Source organism: Proteiniphilum sp. UBA5384, from assembly GCF_002410825.1.
Lineage (GTDB): Bacteria > Bacteroidota > Bacteroidia > Bacteroidales > Dysgonomonadaceae > Proteiniphilum.
Map to the genome: position 1 here is coordinate 49951 of NZ_DHOS01000052.1, position 25665 is coordinate 75615.

Annotated in this window: 15 protein-coding genes; 14 read left to right on the forward strand and 1 reads right to left on the reverse strand. The window is 45.7% G+C overall.

Annotated features, from left to right (window positions below; genetic code table 11):
* Nucleotides 1-187: 187 nt before the first annotated feature.
* From B4G81_RS10030 to B4G81_RS10090, 13 genes are all read left to right on the forward strand, one after another.
* On the forward strand, nucleotides 188-1177 hold the full coding sequence (locus tag B4G81_RS10030; protein ID WP_294082087.1) for a BACON domain-containing protein: 990 nt from the start codon (nucleotides 188-190) through the stop codon (nucleotides 1175-1177).
* 49 nt (nucleotides 1178-1226) lie between these two features.
* Nucleotides 1227-2771, forward strand: a complete 1545-nt coding sequence (locus tag B4G81_RS10035) for a BACON domain-containing protein (protein ID WP_294082089.1) — start codon at nucleotides 1227-1229, stop codon at nucleotides 2769-2771.
* Between the two features lie 50 nt (nucleotides 2772-2821).
* A complete protein-coding gene (locus tag B4G81_RS10040; protein ID WP_294082090.1) occupies nucleotides 2822-5800 on the forward strand; it encodes a SusC/RagA family TonB-linked outer membrane protein in 2979 nt (992 codons plus the stop codon).
* Between the two features lie 12 nt (nucleotides 5801-5812).
* Nucleotides 5813-7534, forward strand: coding sequence for a RagB/SusD family nutrient uptake outer membrane protein (locus B4G81_RS10045; RefSeq protein ID WP_294082092.1), 1722 nt, complete (start codon nucleotides 5813-5815; stop codon nucleotides 7532-7534).
* Between the two features lie 5 nt (nucleotides 7535-7539).
* Nucleotides 7540-9081, forward strand: coding sequence for a calcineurin-like phosphoesterase family protein (locus B4G81_RS10050; protein WP_294082094.1), 1542 nt, complete (start codon nucleotides 7540-7542; stop codon nucleotides 9079-9081).
* A gap of 257 nt (nucleotides 9082-9338) precedes the next feature.
* The gene (locus tag B4G81_RS10055) at nucleotides 9339-10916 is read left to right on the forward strand and encodes a glycerol-3-phosphate dehydrogenase/oxidase (RefSeq protein WP_294082096.1); all 1578 of its coding nucleotides are present in this window, start codon (nucleotides 9339-9341) and stop codon (nucleotides 10914-10916) included.
* Nucleotides 10917-10990: 74 nt separating this feature from the next.
* Complete coding sequence (gene pgtP / locus B4G81_RS10060; RefSeq protein WP_294082098.1) at nucleotides 10991-12373, forward strand: phosphoglycerate transporter protein PgtP; 1383 nt, start codon at nucleotides 10991-10993, stop codon at nucleotides 12371-12373.
* A 66-nt stretch (nucleotides 12374-12439) separates the two neighbouring features.
* Nucleotides 12440-13594 (forward strand): porin, encoded by a 1155-nt coding sequence (locus B4G81_RS10065; RefSeq protein WP_294082100.1) that lies wholly within the window; start codon nucleotides 12440-12442, stop codon nucleotides 13592-13594.
* A 28-nt stretch (nucleotides 13595-13622) separates the two neighbouring features.
* Nucleotides 13623-14591: a YncE family protein gene (locus B4G81_RS10070; protein WP_294082102.1), complete on the forward strand. Its 969-nt coding sequence runs from the start codon at nucleotides 13623-13625 to the stop codon at nucleotides 14589-14591.
* A 215-nt stretch (nucleotides 14592-14806) separates the two neighbouring features.
* Entirely contained in the window at nucleotides 14807-16813 is a 2007-nt protein-coding gene (locus tag B4G81_RS10075; RefSeq protein ID WP_294082104.1) for a calcineurin-like phosphoesterase C-terminal domain-containing protein, read from the forward strand.
* Nucleotides 16814-16843: 30 nt separating this feature from the next.
* The gene (locus tag B4G81_RS10080) at nucleotides 16844-20173 is read left to right on the forward strand and encodes a SusC/RagA family TonB-linked outer membrane protein (protein ID WP_294082106.1); all 3330 of its coding nucleotides are present in this window, start codon (nucleotides 16844-16846) and stop codon (nucleotides 20171-20173) included.
* Between the two features lie 18 nt (nucleotides 20174-20191).
* Nucleotides 20192-21781 (forward strand): SusD/RagB family nutrient-binding outer membrane lipoprotein, encoded by a 1590-nt coding sequence (locus tag B4G81_RS10085; RefSeq protein ID WP_294082108.1) that lies wholly within the window; start codon nucleotides 20192-20194, stop codon nucleotides 21779-21781.
* A gap of 23 nt (nucleotides 21782-21804) precedes the next feature.
* Entirely contained in the window at nucleotides 21805-23052 is a 1248-nt protein-coding gene (locus B4G81_RS10090) for a BACON domain-containing protein (RefSeq protein WP_294082110.1), read from the forward strand.
* 98 nt (nucleotides 23053-23150) lie between these two features.
* Here B4G81_RS10090 and B4G81_RS10095 read toward each other — a convergent pair whose 3' ends face one another.
* On the reverse strand, nucleotides 23151-23915 hold the full coding sequence (locus B4G81_RS10095) for a DeoR/GlpR family DNA-binding transcription regulator (RefSeq protein ID WP_294082112.1): 765 nt from the start codon (nucleotides 23913-23915) through the stop codon (nucleotides 23151-23153).
* A gap of 347 nt (nucleotides 23916-24262) precedes the next feature.
* On the opposite strand from B4G81_RS10095, the gene B4G81_RS10100 reads away from it, so the two are divergent.
* On the forward strand, nucleotides 24263-25609 hold the full coding sequence (locus tag B4G81_RS10100) for a sn-glycerol-1-phosphate dehydrogenase (RefSeq protein ID WP_294082114.1): 1347 nt from the start codon (nucleotides 24263-24265) through the stop codon (nucleotides 25607-25609).
* Nucleotides 25610-25665 lie beyond the last annotated feature (56 nt).

A 25665-nucleotide genomic window follows, 5' to 3' on the forward strand; every position in this document is an offset into this window, starting at 1 on the left:
AAATCTTTCGAAATAGTTTTGAGTGTAGTACTATTATTTATTATATTTGCGCCCTCTATAAAAAGGGCGCATAATGGATTGTTGGGTTTTATCTGTAAAAATGCGTTAACTTATGTGCTTATATGGCAGTGAGGTTTATGGATGGAGTAATCCCCAGTCAAATTATTATTTATCAATTGAAAAAATCATGAAAATTGTAAAAAACAAAACGAAAGGAAGATCTATTCTTTGGACTTTATGTCTATCGTTGATGATCGTGCTGTTTTTTGGATGTTCACCGGAGGACAACACGAAAGATGCCTATGCACGTCTCAAGGTCGATAGAGTCAATATTTCGGTCATTCAAACCGGAAGGTTGAGCTCAGGTAGTTTACCGACATTGAATGTGTTGGCAAACTTGGGTTATGAAATAAGCAGCAATGTCGATTGGATCACTCCCGATAAACCGACCGGCAAGGGGAATACAATTGTGACCTTGAATATTGAGGATAACGATACGGGATCTCGTCGTGTGGGACGTTTAACTGTATCTTCGAAAGAGTTGAGCGAAGAGGTCTTGGTGGTCCAAACCATGGATCCCGACACCGACGACGGGAAAAGCCCGGGATTTATATACTGGGAAGATGATCTCAGCTGGTGTGAGGAATTCGGAGGAGTTGACGAGGTGGAAAACCAGGCCACAGGTTCCACCATTCCTATCCAGACAAACGTTGCGGCGATGGCTGCCTTCACTACGCACGGCTACATCGACATCAACCCTGCAAGTAACTCTTTCTATTTGGCAAAGAATGCTTTCAAAATGGGCAAGACCAACTACCAGAACGGGGTGAAGATAAACGGGCTTCCTTTGATTGATGAAGGGAAAACGAGCAATGTGCAGCTCACTTTCAATGCTACTCCTGTCCGTACGTCAAGTGGTAATTACGACAAGGTATCCGTGGTGGTGGAACTCGAAGGCCAGGGTTCTGTGGCCGGCGGATCCGGCAAGCAGAGCAGTGCAATCAGCATTCAGATTCCCGATGGTGGTCCATGGTACTGGGTTGAAAAGAGTATCGTCCTTTATGGAATCAGTGCCGACACTAAAATCACCATCAAGACCGATAAGTCGGGTAGCGACGCCGGCACGTTCCGCTGGGAGTTGAGCGATATAAAAATAGAAAAGATCAGGGTCGATTGACCGGCCATTTTATAACGGTCGTTATGCCGAAAAGAAAAAAACAAATCGTATGAAGAATATAAAAACAATTGGATTGATCGTATCGCTTTTCCTGACACTGTTTCTTGTGTCTTGTGAAGAAGATATACACATGATAGACATCTTCGAGGTGTCAGCCACTGACATTGAACTCAATTATGAAGGGCTTCTGGAAAGCGGAAACAGTGCGACGTTCGAGATTGGTACCACCAAGGCATGGAAAGTAGTTTCTCTCCCTGAATGGGTGACACTGACTCGCAATTCCGGGGAGAAAGGTCGCCAGACTATTGTGCTGAAAGTGGAAGCGATTGGCCCGGACAGCGACAGGGATGGCGCTATCGTGATAGAGAGCCAGGGCAAAACCCACACGATTGTGGTGACACAAGTGAAGAAAACCGAACAGTTGGTGGTGTCGCCTGCCACGTTGCAGGTGAATATCCATGGTGCATTGGTGTCCGGTGACGGAGAGCCTGCTATCTATATCTCCACCAATTCCGACTGGGCTATCAGCGGATTGCCCGCGTGGGTGAAGGTGGAGAAAAATAGTGGCGAACCGGGTGATATTCCCGTGGTACTGACGGTTGAGATGAACAAGACCGGCCAGCCGAGGGAGGGTTCCTTCAGCGTTGAGGCGGGCGCATTGAGTGAGACGGTGACCATCAAACAGGATATTTCTTATGATGCGGTAACCGATGTCACAGAAGTTATCGGTAACCAGAGGGGAGAGATTATCAACGAAAACGGTTCGTTCGAAGTTGTTTCTCCCGTGGCATGGACCGCGACCGCTGATGCCTGGATTCATATAAACCCGGCTTCGGGAGAAGCCGGCACCACTACCGTCACGGTTTCTATGGATGCTGCCCGGGAACCCCGTAACGGCACCATTACCTTTACCGATGCCGATGGGTTGACCACCGTGGTTGCCGTGAAGCAAGAGGTGGTCTTGGGCGATGACGGAAAAGCGGTGGGCTATGTCTATCTCACCGATGATTTTGAATGGGTACGCCCCTATGGTGGGGAAGATGAACTGGAGAAGATATCACCCAACTATCCCGGCAAGGGAACGGGAGGGTCCACCAAGCCGATACATAACACAGCCGGTGCTCTTGATGATTTTACAGGCCGTGGATACGAAGTCTTTAATCCGACCGGACAAGCTTTCTATTTGGGCGCGCATTACTTTAAAATGGGAAAAACAGACCAGCAGGTAGGATTGATCATCCCCTCTATTCCCGGGATTGCTGAAAATAAATCTACCAATATGACTTTCACCTTCGATGTAACTCCTTCCAGAGCTGCAAGCGGCGATTATGATGATGTGATCCTGCATGTGTTGATCGAGGGGCCCGGATCTGTGGGGCTGAATGACGGTGTGACCAAAAGTAAAGATATAAGTATCCAGATTCCGAATGATAATACCAAGGATTGGCCTTGGCTGGAAAGAAGCGTGGAGCTTTACGGTATTAGCTCGGAAACAAGGGTCACTATCAAACCGAGTCCGAATACGCCGAATGTTAGGTTTGCCCGCTGGTTATTGAATGACATTGAATTCAAGAAACATAGCAAGGTGGAGTAACCCCATCTGTTCTTACAGGGATTTAATCTGATTTAAATAAAAAATAAAAGATGAGACAACAAAATATAAAGAAGACGGTAAGCCGTGGCATATACACTCTGCTGGCGCTCGTCATAGTGATTTTCTGTGCAACAGGCATGGTGCAGGCACAGGGAGTGTCGGTGTCAGGTGCCGTTTCCGATGAATTTGGAGAGTCGTTGCCCGGTGTGAATATCAGTATAAAGGGTACCGACAAGGGAACCGTTTCGGATATCGACGGCAAGTATACGCTCAACGGGGTATCTCCCAATGATGTCCTGGTCTTTTCCTTTATTGGCTTCCAGACATGGGAAGAGAATGTGGGAAACCGCACGGTATTGGATGTGGTGCTGTTCGAGTTTTCCTATAGTCTGGATGAAACCGTGGTAATCGGCTATGGTTCGCTGGAGAAGAGGATGGTTACCTCTTCCATTACGTCGGTAAAAGCGGACGACCTTGTATCGGGTTTGGGTGGCGCCACGCTGGCTACCGCCCTGCAGGGTAAAATTCCCGGACTGATGATATCCAATACTTCCAGCCCCAACTCAAGTGATGGTTTTCAGTTGAGGGGAGTGGCTTCGGTCAAGGCCGGGCAAGGGCCGTTGATTGTGATTGATGGTATTCCCGGCGGAGATATCCGGGCACTTAACCAAGAAGATATCGAGTCGATCGATGTGTTGAAAGACGCGTCGGCCGGAGCTATTTACGGTACCCGTGCCGCGGGAGGAGTTATCCTGATTACCACTAAGCAGGCAAAAGCCGGTGATGTGGAGGTGAAATATAGCGCCGAACTGTCCATGGAGCAGATTCGTAAACGCCCCGAACTCCTGAGTTCAAGTGAATATGTGATGTATGGATTAGGTACCGATTACGGTTATGATACCGACTGGTACAAAGCGCTGACCAACGACAATCCTTTTTCTCACCGCCATGTGCTGTCAATCTCGGGGGGCAGTAAAAATGCATTGGTGTATGCTTCCTTGTCGGCACAGGACCAGAAAGGAATCGTGATAGGAGACTCCAGAAAAGACTATTCGGGGCGTATGAACGCCAAGTTCACGCTCCACGACGGGAAGGTGGAAATACAGGCACGTGCCGAATACAGGCAGGCGCAAAGAGACCAGCGAAACGGATCCGATTCGTTCAGCAAGGCCATGTTGATGAATCCTACCATCCCGATTTATTACGATGGAAATGAATCCGGATATAATGTGAACGAGATTGGTATTGGCGGCTCTACTTCTAATCCCGTGGCGGATATCAAACTGAAAAGCTATGACGGTAAGGATAGCTGGCTGCTGACCGACGCTTCGTTGAAAATCCGACTGACGGATGACTGGACGGTGAATGGAACGATCGGTTACCAGGATTCTAAGTGGCAATTGAACCGCTACACCTCGGCCTATCATAAATCGTCGGTGGACAATTCCAGGCGAGGGGAAGGACATCATGCATTTGACAAAAGTACCCGCTTCTCGGCCGACGCGTATCTCAACTTCCGAAAACAGCTGAACGACGATCATTATATCGATGCCGTAGCCGGATATAGCTTCTGGGAAGGAAACAGGGAGAAGTTCAATATGACCAACTATAATTTCACGGTTGAAGGGGTGGGCCCCTGGAATATGGGAGATGGTACCTGGTTGACGGATGGACGGGCGTTGATGGAGTCTGAGAAATATCCCCGGGAGCGTCTGTTGTCGATGTTCGGTCGTGTCAATTACACACTGAAAGACCGCTATCTGCTGTCGGCCAGCTTCCGTAGGGAAGGGTCCTCCAAATTCGGTCCCAACAACCGTTGGGGTAATTTCTGGGCTATCTCGGGCGCATGGAGAATGTTGGAAGAGGATTTTATGAAGGATATCGATATCCTGAACGACCTGAAGCTCCGTATCGGTTACGGTGTTACCGGGAACAATAGTTTCGATCCCGGCTATTATACCCGGATGTACGCTGCTGACTCTCAGATGTACCCGACACCTACCGGGCAATGGGTGTTTGCTTATGGACCCGCGCGGAATGCCAACCCCGATTTGAAATGGGAAGAGAAGGGTGAATTCAATATCGGTTTTGATTATGCCCTGCTTGACAACCGTATCTATGGAAAGTTTGATCTCTATCGCCGTAAGGTGAATGATCTGCTCTATACGACCAATGCGCCGGTACCGCCGATGACCCATGCTACTATCCTGAAAAATATCGGTTCACTCAAAAATAACGGATGGGAATTTGAAATAGGAGGAGATGTTGTACGTCACAAGGACTGGAGCTATAATACCATCGCCCGCTTTTCACAGAACAAATCGAAAATCGTGGATATAGGTGAATCAGGGGAGATCGAGATGGGTGCCTTCCCCGCGCCGGGAAATCCGGGGCGGGCTGCCCGTTTGACAAACGGGTCCACCATCGGCCAATTCCATGTGTTTAAGTATGCGGGACTGGATGAAGATGGCAAGTGGCTCATCTATGACAAGAACGGGGAAATTGTCCCCGGTAACAGTGCCAACCTTGTCGATGAGAACAAGCGCTTTATGGGGAATGCGATGCCGAAGCTGGTAGTGTCCTGGGATCATAACATCCGTTATAAAAAATTCGATGCTTCTATTTCATTGCGTAGCTATCTGGATTATGACGTCTATAGCCAGGTCGATATGTATTATGGCTTGCGTACCCAATCGCAGTATAACGTGCTGAAACAGGCTTTTGACCGTTACGCCGATATCGATGACGAGAAAATATTGACCAATGTGTTTATCCATGATGCTACTTTCTTGAAGCTGGATGCATTGAGTGTGGGATATACTCTCGACCTGAAGAAATATACCGACTATGTATCGAAGGCACGTGTCTATTTAACTGCCCGTGACCTGTTTGTGTTGACGAAATACAAGGGTCTCAATCCCGAAGTGGACCTGACCGGGCTCTTTCCCGGATTTGAGCAGGTGAACGACAAAAGTAGCATGTATCCACAAACACGCAGATTTACTTTAGGAGTACAATTAACATTTTAAACAGACGATGGAATGAAACGAGGTTATAATTATATCAAACTGATAGTTTTAGTAGGACTTCTCTCTTTCAATGCATGTGATTTGGACGAGGTGCACTACTCTTCGGTGACACCCGGCACCTTCTTTACTTCGCCGGAAAACACCTATGCCGTATTGGCACGACCGTTTACCCACTGGAGATGGTTCATTGGAAATGACCGGTGGTACCTTCAGGAATTGACCACTGACGCGATGACCTGTCCCCAAAGGGGAGATGACTGGTACAATGGAGGGGAGTATGTGCGCCTGCAGGAGCATACATGGAATCCCGACGATCGTTTTGTGGAAAACACGTATAATGGTGTGACGGGGGGGATTGCCCGTACCTTGTCTGCCAAGGAGGATCTCGAAGCGCTGCACTATACTACTATTGGAATGACTGACCAAGACAAGGCCGACCAGGTGCAACAGCTTGAAACACTGTTGGCATGGTTTTACATGAGGGGGCTGGACTTCTTTGGCGGTATGCCCATCTATGACTCAACCCAAGACGAATTGCAACCCCGTGCCACGCGGCAAGCTACTTTTGATCATATCGAGACACTGCTCCTCAAAGCCATCCCTAACCTGAAAGTGAAGGCACAATTGGGCGCATTTGAAGATGGTTATATCCGTAGGGCCGCTGCGGCAGCCATATTGGCCGAATTGTACTTCAACTCGGAGGCATATACAGGTATAGCGAGATATAATGATGCGGCTGAAATCTGCAGGGATATCATTAAAGGTGAATATGGTCCCTATGAATTAGACGCGACATGGTGGGGACCCCATAGCTTCGATAACGACCGCTCGCCGGAAGTATTATGGACGGTGCCTTCCACTTACGGGTCGACCGAGACCTCCTGGCATTGGTACTGGAGATATTTCTATCATAACGACGCCGGTAAATATTTTGGCGGGATAGCCGGGTATGGTGCGCCTTACAATGGCTTTATGCTTACTCCTTCCCGCAAACCCACGGGAGAGATATATACCGAGTACAAACTGGGGAACAGCTACGAGAAATTTCATGATTTGGACCTCAGGAAAAAACCGTACGTCTACAGAGGAAATAAAACGTATGAGGGGATGTTCCTCGTGGGAGAACAGACCAATCCCATCACGGGAGAGTCCAGCAGGGGTACAAAATTATACAATGGAGAAATCCTGAATCTAGTGGATATGGTGGCTCCCTTTAAACAGTATCCTTCTACTTTATATCCGACTCTTGCAGACCTTCCTTCCGGGATGCTAGTGGGAGAGGAAAATAGCGGTATCCGCCTGGTGAAGACTCCACAGCCCAACCTGGCAGACCAGGCACTGATGTATGAGCCCGATTTTCCGATGATCCGCCTTACCGAGATATATTATATGCTGGCCGAATGTGAAATGCGTGCCGGCAATAAGGGGGTCGCCGCCGACCTGATTAACCAGGTGCGCAAACGTAATTTTGCCAATGGTTCGGATCCTGCTCCTGTGACGGCTAATAACCTCGATAAATACCGGATGCTTGATGAATGGCTGATTGAATTTCTGGGAGAGGGACGCCGCCGTACCGATATGATACGCTGGGAGGTATTTACCAATGACAAATGGTGGGCACATGAACCAAGTGATGTAACAAAAAACAGATTCCCTATTCCCTATACCGCGATATCGGCCAATCCGCTAATCAAACAGAATCCCGGGTACGGAAGTGATGTGATGGACGATTAAATTAGATGGACAATAATTACCTGAATAAAATGAATAGTATGAAGTTTAAATCGATTATATTTCTCTTCTTATCCACCATCCTGTTGATGGGATGCGACAATGAAGAGCTGAATCTCAAACGGCCGTCCCGCCCTTCAATTGATGGTATTGAAGTGGAGAAAGGAATGAACTTGGTGGGGATGGTCAAGAACGACAGTGATGAACCCGTGGAAGGGGTGGTGGTGAGCGACGGCTATTCCGTGACTGTCACCGATGCAAAAGGAGTATACCAGATGAAGACCGGCGATAAGTCACGCTTTGTCTTCGTGTCGGTGCCCGCTGATTTCCAGATTCCGATGGAGAACGGACACCCTAAGATTTACCAGGCATTGCCGGAAAAAATAACGAACGTGGAAAGGAAGGATTTCAGCCTGAAAAAACAGGAGAAAGTGACGCAATTCCGCCTGTTAGCCATGGCCGATGTGCAAATCGGACAAGATAAAGAGCTCCAATGGCTGCGCAATGACGAGATGCCCGAGATTGTCAAGTATGCCGAGACATTGAAAAAAGACCAGCCCCTTTACGGGATTTCCCTGGGTGACCTGGTTTGGGACAATATGCCCTTTTTCAAGGAATACGCTACCGAAACAGCGCGGTTGAATATTCCGGTATTTCACGTGATCGGCAACCATGACCATGACCGGACAGTGCTTGGGAACGATGATGGCGCGAGTCATCATTTTGAAGCCAATTTCGGGCCTACCTACTATTCCTATAATATCGGAGAGGTGCATTTCGTGGTGCTCGATGACGTCGATTACGCGGCAGGGGATAATTATGCGGCGCGTATCACTCAGAACCAGTTGGATTGGTTGGAGAAGGATCTGGCGCATGTGAGCAAAGACAAGCTGATCATGCTGGGCGTGCATATCCCTATCTTGAGAAGGTTCAATAACAGTGGTGTGGAAAATAGGCAGGCATTGTATGATATCCTCGAGGGATATAATGTAAGAATCATGTCGGGACACCGCCACAATAATAGCACAGCAACGATTAACAGTAAAATTGAAGAGAACAATCTTGGAGCGGTAATGGGCGCTTTCTGGAATGATCCCTGTAATGATGGCAGCCCGCGCGGATATGCCGTCTATGAAATTAACGGGAATAAAATAGAGAACTGGTATTACAAGGGAACAAAAACAGACAAAGATTATCAACTTAAGCTCTATGGGCTTGGCGAATCTACCCTTCCCTACCGGCAAGATGGTGTGATTATCAATGTCTTCAACTGGCATACCTCCTGGACGTTGAACGTATATGAAAACGAGATATTAAAGAAGACTTTCGGTACAAGCGAAAATCTGAAAAATCCGTTTGAACTGGACTGGCTCGCTTATAACCTTTATTTTGGTGATAATCTGCCCGTCCATCGTCCCTCCGCCGAACCGGAATTCAATAATGACCATATGTTTTATTATAAACCTACGGCCACTACCGGCATTACCGTCAAAGTGGAAGCGCAGGATCCATATGGAAATACTTATACCGAAAGTATCGAGTTGAAATAATCATACCGGCAAGCCGGGGTTAAACACCCGGTTTCCGGATCACAATAATAATGCGTGTGGCATGGAAAGTAAATCCTGTGCCACACGCATGTTGTTTTATATTTTATCGGTAGCTTTTATCGGACTCCCTTTTATGAAATGTAGAATAATTTAACTTGCGAAAATAAATTATTTAACTTTGTTTTCTTATAAAAAGTTTCGAAAAGTTTTGAAATTAAGAATAATTCTTTTATTTTTGGGCATTAATACTTTTTATTATGGATCGTACACATTATGTAAATCAACTGAAAAATACGGAAAACGGTTCTGGATGGGATTTCATTGTGATAGGTGGGGGAGCTACGGGTCTTGGTATTGCTGTGGATGCAGTTACACGCGGATATAAAACAGTATTGCTTGAGCAAGCCGATTTTGCCAAAGCAACTTCAAGCCGCAGTACAAAATTGGTACATGGCGGGGTTCGTTATCTGCAACAGGGTGATGTGGCTTTAGTAAGGGAGGCTTTGCATGAAAGAGGTTATCTGAGGAGGAATGCTCCTCATTTGGTCAAAAACCAACGGTTTATTATCGGGAATTATCTTTGGTGGGAGAAGCCTTTTTATACCCTCGGCCTTACTTTTTACGACCTTCTCGCAGGAAGGATGGGATTGGGGCGCTCCTTGCCAATGAGTAAAAAAAGTGTGATCAGCCATATCCCTCAAATAGAACGAAAGGGATTGAAAGGGGGTGTCTCCTACCAAGATGGACAGTTCGACGATTCCCGGTTGGCGATTAACCTGTTACAGACAGCTGTGGAGAATGGTGCAACTGTGGTCAATTATGTGGGTGTAACCGGCCTGATCAAAGAAAATGGTAAAGTGACGGGTGTAACCGTAGCAGATAAAATGAACGGTGATACTTTCGAATTAAAAGGAAAGTGTATTGTCAATGCTACCGGAATTTTTGTGGATGATATTATCAGGATGGACAACCCTTTGAAAAAACCGATGGTACGCCCCAGCCAGGGAGTACACGTGGTGGTCGACGGATCTTTCCTGAATAGTGACGATGCCATTATGGTGCCTAAAACCAGCGACGGGAGGGTGATGTTTGGCGTTCCATGGCATGGACGGGTGATTCTGGGTACCACTGATACACCGGTAAAGAAATTTGAGATGGAGCCGAAACCTTTGGATGAAGAGGTGGATTTTATTCTGGAGACCGCCGGAAGGTACCTCGTGAGAAAACCACAGCGCAAGGATGTGTTGAGTGTGTTTGCCGGACTCAGGCCATTGGCTGCGCCCACTAAGCATTCTGAGGAGGCCAAAACAAAAGAGATCTCGCGAAGCCATAAACTGGTGTCTTCCGAATCGGGACTGATAACTATAACCGGAGGAAAATGGACTACCTACCGCATCATGGCGGAAGAAACAGTGGATCTTGCCGAGAAAACACATGGGATGGCTCATAAACCCTGTAAGACCAGACAACTGAAAATACATGGTTACAAGACCAACCCCGACAGGAATGACCATCTTTATATTTATGGATGTGACCGGGATAAGATTATCGAATTGGAGAAAAGTAATCCCGAGTACGCGAAGAAATTACATCCGAATCTGGAATTTACTGTGGCTGAAGTCGTATGGGCCGTACGGGAAGAGATGGCTCTTACTCTGGATGATGTCCTTGCCCGTAGGGTGAGGGCGCTGTACCTGAATGCAAAAGCTTCCATCGAAATGGCGCCGGCCGTGGCTTCTGTGATGGCTGAAGAATTGAATAAGGATAAGAATTGGGAGGAAGAACAGGTGAAAGAGTATACGGCTATCGCACAAAATTATTTCCTTTCATCATGAATTTTTATCTATATTTGTATAGTTAAGATGTAGAAAAAATTGTTTCAGGATTGACTTATAAAGAATCAAAAAGGATGAAAGGTATTTTAAAACCACCGGCTTATAAAGAATTACTCCCCGCGGAAAAGATAGATCCTACCTACAAGAAACTCAGGCTTCAGGTTTTCTTGGGTATCTTCATTGGTTACGCAGGTTTTTATATCGTGCGTAAAAACTTCTCGATGGCAATCCCCGAACTGGCACAATTTGGCTTTGATAAGAGTGAATTGAGCATCGTTCTTTCCATGAATGCGATTGCCTATGCGCTCTCCAAGTTTTTGATGGGAAGCGTTTCCGACCGTAGTAACGCCCGTGTATTCCTGCCGCTGGGTTTGGTGCTGGCTGCCATTTCGATGATGTTTATGGTAGTGCCGGTACAGTTCTTCGGTCCGGATCAGAAGTCCTTGTCTATCGTGGTGATGGCTGCTCTCAACTTCTTGGTGGGCTGGTTTAACGGTATGGGATGGCCTCCCTGCGGACGTGTAATGACCCATTGGTTTTCCGTGACCGAACGCGGTACGAAGATGTCCATTTGGAACTGTGCCCACAACGTAGGGGGCGCCCTTGTAGGTCCGATGGCTGTCTACGGTGCCATGTGGTTCGGCTCCTGGTTCTATGGCGCTGACTCCAGCCGCTACTTCCTGATTGGGACGTATGTATTTCCCGCAGCCGTTGCGCTGTTGGTGGCTCTGGTGGCTTATTGCCTCATTCGAGACACCCCGCAGTCCTGCGGATTGCCTTCTATCGAGAAGTACCGCAACGACTATCCGAAGAATTATAGTGAGAAGTCCGAAGAGGTGCTGAGTACCAGGGAAATATTCTTCAAGCATGTACTCAACAACAGGATGCTATGGTTTATTGCCATTGCCAATGCCTTTGTATATATGGTGCGCTACGGCTGTCTGGATTGGGCTCCTACCTTCTTGAAGGAAGCGCAGGGCTACGACATCAAGCAGGCCGGTTGGGCATACTTCGCCTATGAGTTCGCCGCCATTCCCGGTACACTGGTATGCGGCTGGATAAGCGATAAGGTGTTCAAGGGGGGACGTGCCATGACTACCATCATCTTTATGGTATTGGTAGCTGTCTTCATCTTCCTGTACTGGCAATTTGCCGACAATTACCTTATTGTCACCCTGTCGCTGATTGCCATCGGTTTTTTCATTTACGGTCCGGTGATGCTGATTGGTGTGCAGGCTCTCGATCTCGCTCCCAAGAATGCTGCCGGTACGGCTGCCGGATTGACCGGATTCTTCGGTTATTTCTTCGGTACCGCCATCCTTGCCAATGTGCTTATCGGTTATGTGGCAGAAGCCGGCTGGGACTGGGTGTTCATCTTGTTGCTCATCGCTTGTGCACTATCCATTGTCTTTATGGCTTTTACCTATAAGCAGGAGAAAGCGAACCGTGCAGGATAAGAGGTGTAGGATAAACATTCACTATAGATGTTTTATTATTAAATTTTTTATAACACTAATTTTACTATGAGGTACTTTTTGCTTACTATCTTATTAATGGCAGCCACTCTCTTAGAGGCTTCGGCGGCTACTACTGCGGGTATGGAGGATGAGGACAAACAGACGGCCTCCGGGCAACAATCCGATATGGCCGCGTTGATTGCCAAGTTACCTAAGATTTCCGGATATCTACAAACCGGTTGGAACTATAGTACGGCCGGAGAGGGAACTTCCTCATTCCAGGCGAAGCGGTTACGTCTGATTGCAGATGGCACGGTTACGCCCAAACTGGCGTTTCGCCTTCAGATTGAAGCTTTTAACGGTATCCCTGGCTCTTTGACCCCGAATGGTCAAAAAAATCTTCAGGTGATGGACGCATTCGCCACCTATACCTTTAATCCTGCGTTCAAGGTCCGTGCCGGGCAGTATTACCTCCCGCTTGGATACGAGAATTATGATATCTCTCCCGCCACGCTGGAGACGGTGGATTTTTCGAATATCGTTTATCGGATGGTTTGCCGGAATCCTTATGAATATAATTTCGTGGACTACGGGCGTGATCTTGGTGTTATGATTATGGGTGACCTTTTCCCGTCGCAAGAAGGGTTTAACCATTTGAGTTATGACCTGTCGGTGTCGAATGGCTCGCTCCCGATGAAAGATGATCCCAATAAATCCAAGGATATTGTGGCCGCAATCACGGTGCGTCCCATCAAATTCCTGAATATAAAAGCCTCCCACGGATGGGGTGAATACACTCATACGGAGGTAGATGAAGACGGAAACGAATACAGGTCATTGTACAATACCATGAACCGTACGATTTTAGGCGCATGGTACAATGATCCGGACGGCATTTTCGCCAGGACTGAATACGGGTTCCTGAAAGGCGAGGATAAAATGTTTGACGAACGTGGCTTTTATGTGATTGCCGGATACAATATACAGGCCAAATGTGGGAAATTCCTACCTATGGTCCGTTACGACAGGTATGAAGACAAAGTGCTTCAGACTTCAGTCAATAATTACGACCGCATACTGGCAGGGCTTACCTTCCAGCCCTTTCCCAACCTGAAAATCCAATTGAACTACCAGCATGGTTTCTATTCCGATAAAGCGGCAGATGCGATCGGAAAAGATGGTTACGACCAAGTGCAATTGATGGGACTGTTTAAATTCTAATAAATAAACCTCTTTAAATAACAAAAACATGAAAAAAATAATTATTTCCATTACGCTGATTGTCGCCTCTCTCTCGACACTATTGGCACAGCAGATCGGAGAAGAGTACCGTTTAAAGAAAATTATTCCGGTAGCCGGGCGACAGGGTATTGCCATTGATGAAAACTACTATTATGTGTCAAACACAACAGCGTTGTTCAAATATGACAAGGAAGGGAATCTCCTGATAAAGAACGATAAACCTTTCAAAGATTCTAAAGTGAACCACTTTGGCGATATCGATATTTACAATGGAGAAATTTATGCCGGCGCTGAATTGTTTGAATATGGACGTGGGTATAATATCACCATCTCGGTATATGATGCCGAAACATTACAGTGGAAACGGGATATTCCATGGTCTCCGGAATCCGGTCAGGTGGAAGTGTCGGGTATTGCCGTCGACCGCGAAAAGAATATGGTTTGGATGTCGGATTGGGTGGATAGCCGTTATGTGTATTGTTACAGTCTGGAGACAGGTAAATATTATACAAAGATGCAGTGCCGTCCCACACCCTACTGGTGCCAAGGGATATTTATTGCCGATGGTAAGATGCTGTTTACCGCTGATGATGGGGAATCTACTTATCATATTGCGGATAATATCTATATAGCAGATATAAGTGAAGTGATCTACACCGGCCTGGTAGAAGGAACAGAAGTAGTGAAAGATACCCCTTTTTCGGTGAAATTGGATAAAAACGGCAAAGTGGAAACCCGTAAGGGACTTATTGCCGGAGGTGCCAAGGCTGGACGCGTTGAATTGTTCCGTGAAATGACTGACTTCCGTCGTGCCGGTGAAATTGAAGGCCTCTCTATTGATCCAACCAACGACGATTTGGTCGTATTGAATAACCGCGGTACTCAGATAATCTTGGGAATGTCTCAGGGTCCTTTCACTGAAGAAGGCTATACCAAGGAGATCAGTGAACTATATATCTATGAAAGGGTTAAATAATCAAGCGAATAAATCCAATAATCTTACATACGTTAAGTAATCTTTTCTTCACAAAATAATAACCGGTTTGAAACAATAATTAAAGACCTTTGCCGAAAAATTCTCAACTGTTATTATTTATTACAAAATTTATGAAACGAGCAACGGGGGACGCATGAGTTCCCCTGTAACTCGTTATAAAATAATTTATTTATCTATCTTTAATGCTAAATTACATGAATATTAAGACAGAAAAAACAAAATTATGGAAAAAAGCTATATTATCCCTTCGGCTGCTTTTGATTTGCGGAGTCATATTGCTTGCCGGATTGGGATGTAGCGACAATGATGACCCCATAGATACACCCTCTGCGTTTCCCATTACCAATATTTCCATTCCCTCAACCCTCAACGTGTCAATGGGACAGGAATTCACGATTTCCGGAAAAGGATTTCAACAAGGGGACCAGATTCATTTCACTTCCGATGGCGGCACGAAATATACGGCGTCTGTCAAGTCGGCGACGGACGGGGCAGCCACAATCACACTGCCGGAGAACATCACCAGTGGCAGATATGCCATCAGTGTGTCAAGAGGAGAGCAAAGTCTCAAATGCGGATCACTTTCGCTTACTATTGTACCAAAAACCGATGGCGGTAATGAGATCCCCGACAAGGAGGGTATGACCGTGAAAGGCATGGTCTATTCAGACGGGGTGGGTATCCCCGGAGTAGTTGTCTCCGATGGTATCGAAGTAACCGTGACTGATGAAAAGGGAATTTACTATTTGCCTTCGGCAAAAAAGAACGGCTATGTATTTATTGCTGTCCCCGGAAATTATGAAGTGAACACTAACGGCAATCTTCCTCAATTTTATCAACAGCTAAGCGCCGGTTCAGGCGTGGAACAAAAGGACTTTTCGCTGATAAAGACGGATAATACTAATCATGTGGTACTTGCCATGGCAGACTGGCACCTTGCCAACCGGACCAATGATTTGCAGCAATTCAGCAGTAAAATCCTGCCCGATGCGAATGCCACCATATCCGCTTACAAAGGACAAGGCGCCAAAGTCTATGTGTTGACATTGGGTGATCTGAGCTGGGATCAGTTCTGGTATGTTAACAGCTTTGCTCTTCCCGAATATGTGTTGGAGATGAATAAACTGAATTGTCCTGTATTCAATCTGATTGGTAACCACGACAATGACCCATGGATACCGAATGACTGGGAATCGGAAAATCCTTGGAGACGGATTCTTGGTCCTACTTACTATGCGTTCAACCTGGGGGATGTCCATTATATAGTACTCGACAATATCGAGTTCATTAATAACGGAGGTAAACAAGGCACAGTAGGAGACCGGAGTTATAATACCAGGATAGTCCAGGACCAGACGGAGTGGCTGAAAAAATATCTGGCTACCATAGAAGATAAAACCAAACCCGTTGTGGTGGGGATGCATGCTCCCTTGTTCTCTCGTCCGCAAGTGAATGCTAGCGGTAATTATACGTCGGGTTATGCCATGGGTGGCGGTAGCGCGTTTGAGTCGGCATTTGCCGGTTTTACCAATGTACATGTACTCACCGGCCACTCTCATATCAATTGGGCTATTGAAAAGGAAGAGGGCGCTTCAACGTTTATGGAGCATAATATCGGTGCGGTTTGCGCCACATGGTGGTGGACCGGTCACAACGGTTATGCCGATAATCATATCTGCAAGGATGGTAGTCCCGGCGGCTATGGCATATGGGAGATGAACGGAAAGGATATCAAATGGCACTATAAAAGCACCGGTTATGATAAGGATTACCAGTTCAGAGCGTATGACTTGAACAAGGTGCATATCACTGCGAGCGAGTTTGCTCCCGGTTCCACCGACGCTTTATTGGCACCCTATGCGGGAGAATATGCTAGTCCGAACAATAATAACGAAGTGTTGATCAATGTGTTCGGTTATGACGACAAGTGGACGGTGGAAGTAAAGGAAAACGGAACCCCCCTGGAGGTGAAACGGGTGAATGTAAAAGATCCTCTCCACATAGTATCCTATTCTGCAAAGAGATTGGATAAAAAAGCTACGCCCACTTCGTCATTTGAGACCCATACCACTTCACATATGTTCAAGGTGCAGGCATCAACTGCAACCTCCTCGCTGGATATCAAGGTGACCGACCGCTTCGGTAATACCTATTCTGAAACGATGACACGCCCCAAGAATTTTACCTATTCTATGAGATAATCAATATTTATTACCTAAACACTTTGTTATATGCATTTAAAATTAATTCCAAAAGTTACTCTTTTCGCATTGCTGTTAACGATGGTTACCATCTCGGCAATGGCACAAAGCAGGGAGGTGAAAGGAACGGTATTTGAGCAAGATGGTGTCACACCCATTATCGGTGCTACTATTATGCTTAAAGGAAGTTCCTCAGGAACCATTACGAATATTGACGGTGAATATACCATGCAAGTCTCAGGAGCTAATCCTGTGCTGGTTGTACAATACTTGGGATTCGAGAGTCAGGAGGAAGCTGTAGGTAACAGGTCCGTTGTTAACTTCGTGCTGAAAGAAGAATCCTTTCAATTGGAGGATGTTGTTGTGACTGCTCTCGGGTTGACCCGTGAACAGAAGTCATTGGGTTACGCTGTCACCAAAGTCGAAGCGGAAGATATTACCCAGGTGGCTAACAGCAATTGGTTGACGGGGATGGCCGGAAAAGTGGCAGGACTCAATATGAATGGAGCAAGCTCAGGTCCTATCGGTTCGTTGCGTGTTACGCTGCGTGGAGACCAGTCGTTGACTTACGGTAATAATGAGGCATTATTTGTGGTAGATGGCGTACCGGTTCGTTCCGGAACAACAGCCACCTCATCGAGTAGTAGTTATACTAATTCGGGTGCCGACTTCCCGGTTGACTTCGGTAATGGGGCGAGTGATATCAACCCTGAAGATATTGCATCGGTCTCGGTTTTGAAAGGTCCTGCAGCTACAGCACTTTATGGTTCGCGTGCTGCCAATGGTGCTATTGTAATCACTACCAAATCGGGACGTAAGGACAAAGGGGTCGGCGTAACGGTCAACACTTCTATTACCACCGAAAAAGCTGGTTATTGGCCCGATTTCCAGACTGAGTATGGTTCCGGTTCCGACATGGGATTAAATGAGTTTAATTTCTGGACATTGACTGAGGCAGAAACAGGACTTGCCGACAATCCGCGGCGTAACCTGTCGCGTTATGCTTGGGGTGAAAAATTCAGTGAAGACAAATTGCGTTACCAGTATGAAGGGAAAGACTGGGATACCGGTATTATTCGAAGGACACCTTTTGTCTATCAAGATGATTGGTATACAGGGATATTCCGGACAGGGGTGACCTATAATAACTCTGTATCCGTGTCCGGTAGCAACGGGCAAGGTACCAATACGCGTTTTTCTGTTACAGATACCCGAAACGATTGGATATTACCCAATACCGGCTACAAGCGTCAGGCTTTTTCTTTCTCTTTTGAGTCTCCGGTCAATAAGTGGATAAAGTTTAATTCAAAAGTGAATTACTACCGTACCGACAGTGACAATATGCCGATGGCGGGATACCACGAGACTACGGTGATGTATAACCTGATGTGGGGGTATAACTCCAATTCGATGAGGAATTGGAAAGACGAGTACTTTAAAGGGCGTTTCAATGAAATCAACAGGAACTCGAATATATCCCAAGACGGAAACAGCCTCGTGGTGGCAGGTACAGGATCGTATAATCCTTATCGAATCCTCTATGAGGAATTGAACAGCGTGGATAGGGACCGTGTTTTTGGTACGGCCGGTTTTGAAGTCACCCTCCCCTATAACTTTACATTGAATGTGAAATCAGGAATTGACTATGGCTCCGAATTCCGTACCCAGCGGAAACCTAAATTAACGGCTGCCTGGAACAACGGGATGTACAGAGAGGTGACATTGATTAATTATGAGGCCAATACTGATTTCCTGCTACAATATAAGAATAATTTCGTGGATGACCGTTTGTCTTTCTCCGGTGCATTTGGAGGAAATAGCATGGTGACCGAATATAAAAAGAACCAAATACAATTGAGTGAATTGGATATCCCTGGGGTATATCATACAGCCAACGTGCCCGCCGGAATTAACCCGACACCGAGTAATTATCGGAGCAAGAAAATGATCAACAGTTTGTACGGATTTTTTTCATTGGCCTGGGATGATACCTATTTTCTGGATATCACAGGGCGTAATGACTGGTCAAGTACCCTTGCCAGAGGATATTGGTCTTATTTCTATCCGTCGGTATCGGGAAGTGTGTTGTTAGACCAGCTATTAGACTTCCGGAGCAACCTCCCGGCTGTGACCTTTGCAAAGTTGCGTATATCGTGGGCAAATGTAGGTAACGATACAAGTCCTTATTCACTCGACCAGTATTATGGACAGTCGGCAATTCCGGGAGGGAACAGTTTGCAGCGTACTATTCCCAACCCGAGGATCAAACCGGAAAATGTGGAGAGTTGGGAGTTCGGACTGGAAGCCAAATTTTTTCAGAATAGACTCGGATTCGATGTTAATTATTACAATACATCAGCAACCAACCAGATTGTGTCAGTGGATATCGACCCGATCGTAGGTGCATCGAGCATGACGGTGAATGCCGGAGAAATTACCAATAAAGGCGTGGAAATAGCATTGCATGCCACACCGGTAAAAACCCGTGATTTTACGTGGAACGTGAATCTGAACTGGTCTAAAAACAAAAATAAGCTGGTGCGGATGAATGACGAATGGGATCCTGAACAACCGTTGGAGACTGATATGGGGACAACCATCGGTGGACGTCTGCACGTCTATTCCTATGTCGGGCAGGAGATGCACCAACTCTATGGATTTGCACTTCAAAAAGCACCTGAAGGAGCTTTCTATACAGATGATAGTGGTAACAAAGTGGATGTGTCGGGACAGGTGCTGATTGATCCTGTTACCGGGTTGCCTTCTTTGACCTCTACTGCCGATAATTATCTCGGAAAAGTGAATCCTGACTGGCGTGGTGGTTTCAACACCTCGTTCCGTTACAAGAACCTGAGTTTGAATATGGCTTTTGCATACCAATGGGGCGGCAACCGCTTCTCTGTGTCGAACGGGATACTGTCTTACCAGGGCAAACTCAAGAACTCACTTCCTGGAAGATATGACGGATTGGTAGCACAAGGTGTGAATGAGATTACGAATTCAGACGGAAGCAAATCCTACCAGCCGAATAATACCGTGACAGAAAGTATTTATACTTACTATCAGGCACGCGCCCTCGACCGTTATAATGGGGAAGCACATACATTCAATACCTCTTTTCTGAAACTGAAGGAAGTCCGTTTAGAATATGAATTGCCCAAAAGTTTGTGTGCAAGAGTAGGATTCTTGCAAGGTGCCAATATTGCCGCTTATGCCACGAACCTCTTTAGCTGGGACAACTGGCCGCAGTATGATCCGGAAGGTGGGATGATGGCGGGAACCAACGTGTTTAACGGGATTGAGACGGGAGCATTTCCTATGACCCGTACCTATGGTTTTAACCTGAAATTATCGTTTTAATTTAAAACAAGGATAGAAATGAAAAAGATTAAAATTATTATATTGTCTGTAATCCTCCTTGGTATCGGTTACTCCTGTACCCCTAATTTTGAGGATATTAATACCAATCCGAACAGGACAACTGTAGGAATGATACAGGCTTACAATATGTTTGAGCCTCTTCTCTACAATACGGCCAATAATTGGTTGAGACGCACATGGTATTATAATGATGAGCTGATCCAGTTCACGGCGCATACCGGAGGTGTAACACGGCGAGAGCACATGTATTTTCTGGAAGAAAACCGCGACTGGGGTAGTTTCTGGAATTTTTACGCCAATTATGGCAGTGATGCCAATCATATGTATGAGTTGGCTGTGGCTCAGGGTGACCGTTCTTTAGAAGCTATTGCATTAACTTATAGGGCGCTGCTCTTTGCAAATATGACCGATATGTTTGGAAGTGTACCTTATGATGAGGCCTTTACCGGGCGTAAGCCGGAAGGAACACTTACACCGAAATTCAATACCCAGAAAGAGGTGTATGAGGCTATTTTTAGTATATTGGAAGAGGCCAATGATATCTATGCGACTAATCCTACTTTCTTGAATCCTTCCATGGATGGTATGTATGCCGGAAAGATGGAGGCATGGAGAAAATTCAATAATTCATTCTACCTGCGTTGCCTGATGCGTGTAAGTGGACGTCAGGAAATGAATGTGGGGACAAAAATGACGGAGATATTGAATAATTCGTCAAAATACCCCATTTTCGCCTCCAACGATGACAATGCCGTGGTGAAATTCTCCGGTGTCGATCCTTATATCAGTGAGCATGGCACCACAACGGAAAGTGCGTTTACTTCGAGTACCTATAAACTTACCGAGCAACTAATCAAAATGACGGTGGAAAACCCGGCAGGTACCAGTCCTGCGGCCCAGGGATATATAGATCCCCGTTTGCCCATTATCGGGAAGAAGAATACCGTTGCAGCATCTAACCCGAATAATATATGGAAAGGAACTATCTCTGGTGGAACGGAACAACAGCGGCAGGATGCGGATCCCGGTACTTCGTGGTTAAATTATAAAGTCTTCTGTCGTAGGGATGCTCCGGCTACCTATATGGATTATGCCGAAGTGCAGTTTATCTTTGCGGAGGCTGCATTGAAGGGCTATGTTACCGGTGGAGAGTCGGTAGCCAAGTCTTATTATGAAGCAGGGGTGAAAGCTTCTATGGAGAAGTGGTCGGAACAAGGGGCTTATTCTGAAACTCCGACTGAAATCACTTCTGCGCAGATTACTGAGTATCTGGCCTCACCGCTTGGGTCTTGGGACAATGCAACCGTGAGTAAAGAAGAGTTCCTCGGTAGCCAGAAATTCCTAGCTCTGTTTTGGGTGGGAATGGAAGCGTACCACGAGTACCGCCGCACTGGTTATCCGGTACTGACAATTGGAGAAGGGACCAAAACCTATAACGATGGGATTCTTCCCACCCGTTTTGGCTATCCGCCTACTACCATGTCGACGAATACTGCCAATGCCTCTGCGGCATTGAGGGAAATGGGCGGTGACAACAATATGAAAACCCCTCTCTGGTGGAGTAAAAAGGCTATTCAAGGTAATTAGAAATAACCATAAACAAAAAAAATATGAATACTTTTCGATTTATCAATATAAGAAAAACGGGTGTGCTGTTTATCCCGCTCTTCTTCTTTTCTGTAGTATTGTTTACTGCATGTGATAATGATGAGAAACAGGGTGATGCCTATTTCGAAATAGAAGAAGCACCCACCGGATTTACGGTGGGTGCTAATGGTGGGGAGAGTCCAAAGTATGTGGTTCGCTCTAATCGCTCCTGGCAAGTGCTTGCGCAGGAAGAGAACGATTGGGTGAGAGCCTTCCCTAATGAAGGAGATGATGATGGCATCTTCCGATTTATTGTGCAAGAAAACCGGACAATCAATAAACGGATAGCTAATTTTTCTTTTATCGTTGGCGGAGCAGAACAGCCTATGCTTTTTCGGATAGAACAACAGGAAAATATACCTTTTATTAAGATTGATAAGGGGGATGAAGGTGTGAACATTCCGGCAGCCGGTGGGCAGGCGGTAATCAATATCGATGCGAATGTTGACTGGGAGTACTCCATTGTTGGTGATAACTGGCTTGAAAGCCATAAGAGAGAGGGCGAGAAGATTATCATTGTTGCATCTCAAAATATAGATGCTGAACGTGAGTTGACCCTTAGGCTTACCTCTCCTTCCGAATCGGATTTGGCAGCCGAAATTGTGATCACCCAGTCTTCCGTCTCTGTCATTCTGGAAGAAGATTTTAACTGGCTTGCCTATGGTAACGCCATTCCTTATGAAACCAGTGGAGAAAAGGTCTATGGTGGATGGACGGAAGCGGAAAAAGCGCGCGGTTGGTCCAGTACACCCGTTGAAACTGCAGCCGATAAATTTGAACAACTTTGTTATGCGCGCCAGGGCTTTGTCAAACTCGGGAAAACCAATTGGGGTGGTGATCTTATCTCTCCTAAACTCGAGAAAATAGAAGGTACGGCTAATGTGAAAGTTACATTTAAAGCCGCGGGGTATATTTCGGCAGGAGGTGCTGTCGATGATACGATCTTGAAAATAGAAATTCTTGGAGCAGGTTCAAGTGTTACTACAGAGATTGATGTCAAGGATAATATACCTAATAATAGGGCACAAGATGCTGAGGGAAGAGTGAACGATATTTGGGATCCTGCCCGCGCCTATTCATTTGTTATTACCGGTGCTACTTCCGAGACCCAAATAAAGTTCTTAGGCCGTGATTATGACCTCAATGGTGTAGGCCAAGGGAAAAACAGGATTTTTCTCGATGATATCAAGGTGGAACTTATTTTTGATTAGAGATTTTTTCAACAAAAAAATAGACCTATAAATGGGGAAGAGGGTGAACCACATTTCGTGATTCACCCTCTTCCTGTTCATTCACTCAGGGGTGTCTTTCAGACAATGATTAATTGGATACCATTTTCTTCCAATACCTCTTTCATTGATTCCGAAATGCCTGAATCGGTAATGATGGCATCTATCTTATCTAAATTGCAGATCTTTCCAAACCCCTTTCTTCCAAATTTTGAAGAATCGCATAATACGATTGTCTTTAAAGAAGCGTTCATCATAGCAATATTAAGTTCGGCTTCCTCCAGATTGGAAGTAGTGACCCCAAATTCGGGATCTATACCATCGACTCCCAAAAAGAACTTGGAACAGGTAACTTTTTCTAACAGACTTAATGTATAGCTGCCGATTACCGACATTGAGCGGTTTCTATAACTACCTCCCAATTGCACGATATTAATATTGTCCTTTTCTCCAAGAATCAGGGATACTTTTAGTGAAGATGTGACGACTCTCAATGGAGCATGGGGGTCAATCTGCTCGGCAAAAGCACAGATGGTAGAGCCGGAATTCATAATGACCGAATCATTTTCCTCTATTAAACGAGTGGCCGCCATGCCGATCCTGTTTTTTTCTGTAATTTTTATCTTTTCTTTTTCCGATACCGTACGATCCCCAATATGCGGATTGGCAGGACTGGCACTCCCGTGTGTCCTATATAACAGCCCTTTTTCCTCTAATTGTTTTAGATCTTTTCTTGCAGTTACAGTGGTGATGTTGAGCGCATTGGCTATGTCTATGACTTTGATGAATCCTTCTTTGTTTAAGACTTCAATAATGTATTTATGTCGTTCGGCAATGCTAAGCATATATTAATTCTGTCTAAATGATAATGATATGAATACAAAATAAATGAAAATAACCCGATTAAACAAGCGTAAAGAAGAAATACATTATTCTTTTTGATACCTATATAACAAAGTAAAAGAAATTGATTTTAATAAAAAAGAAAGAAAAAGAAAATATTTAACAGATAAAGTTTGTTGAAAAGAAAAAAATATTCTTTCTTTGCAAAATAAGTAACGATAAAAAAGTAGAAGGCGTATTATAAGGAACATTATAAAAGATAAGATTAGAAAATAGCGAGGGTTTGGGAAAATTGAGGTTTTGGGAAAATTAAGGTTTTGGAGGGTATCAATACAACGGAAAACAAATTATGATGAGAATTTCACATAAAATAGAAGAGGCATTGAAAGCGGCTGATGAAACGATGGCGCTGATTATAGGGAATGATATATTGCATCAGGTTCCGCAATTATTCAAAGAACAGTTTCCCGAACAGGAGGCAATTATTGTGGCTGACACTAATACCTATAGAGTTGCCGGAAAAAAGGTGGGGCATTTGCTTCAGGAGTCAGGAATCAAGCAACAGAAAAGCTATATTTTTGCCGATTCGGATTTATACGCGGAATATGGCTTCGTAGAGGAGTTGGTGGCTGTATTGAAAAAGAACGATGCTGTTCCCATTGCTGTTGGATCGGGAACCATCAACGATTTGACAAAGCTGGCTTCTTACAAAACTAACAGGAGATATATGTGTGTGGCGACGGCAGCATCCATGGATGGATATACCGCCTTTGGGGCATCTATTACCTATAAAGGGGCGAAGCAGACCTTTGATTGTCCTGCACCCCAAGCTTGTCTGGCAGATGTAGGCATTATTGCGAATGCGCCAGTTGAAATGACAGCCTCGGGGTACGCTGACTTATTTGCCAAGATAACAGCAGGGGCAGACTGGATATTATCAGATGCTTTGGGGGTGGAGAAAATAGACAGGCAATCCTGGGATATTGTGCAGGGAGGATTGCGCGATGCGTTGGCAGACCCCCAAGGTGCGAGGGAAGGGAAAGTGCCGGCTGTTGAGAAACTGATTGAGGGTCTGATGTTGGGCGGATTTGCCATGCAGGCACATAAGACAAGTCGTCCCGCATCGGGTGCGGAACATCAGTTTAGCCATTTGTGGAATATGGAGCATCATACCAACCACGGAAAGCATGTCTCACATGGGTTCCAAGTAGCTATCGGTACATTGGCAGTAACTGCCCTTTATGAATTGTTTTTAGATGCACCGATCCAGGATTTGGATATCCAAGCTTGCTGTCAGACTTGGCCTACATCGGAAGTGTTGGAAGAGGATGCCCGTGAGCGATTCCGGGATACTGATTTTCCGGATATAGGCGTCGTGGAAACAAAAGCCAAGTATATCTTCAAAGAAGAACTTTCAGGACAATTGCAGGTACTGAAAGAGAACTGGGCCGAGATTCGCGCGAAATTGAAAGCGCAATTGGTGCCATACGCAGTGGTCAGACAGCGCTTGTCACTGGTAGGGGCACCTGTCAATCCCGAAGATATCGGGATAACCCGTGAATATCTGAGACAAACATTTGTCCGTGCGCAATATATCCGCCGTCGATTTACTATTCTTGATATAGCGGTAAGAACAAATATGCTGGATAAATGGCTCGACCAACTCTTCGGAAAAGAAGGAATTTGGGAAATTTAGGACGAGAAGAAAACTTATTAAAATGCCTTGCCACGAGCACAATTATCAAATTTGGA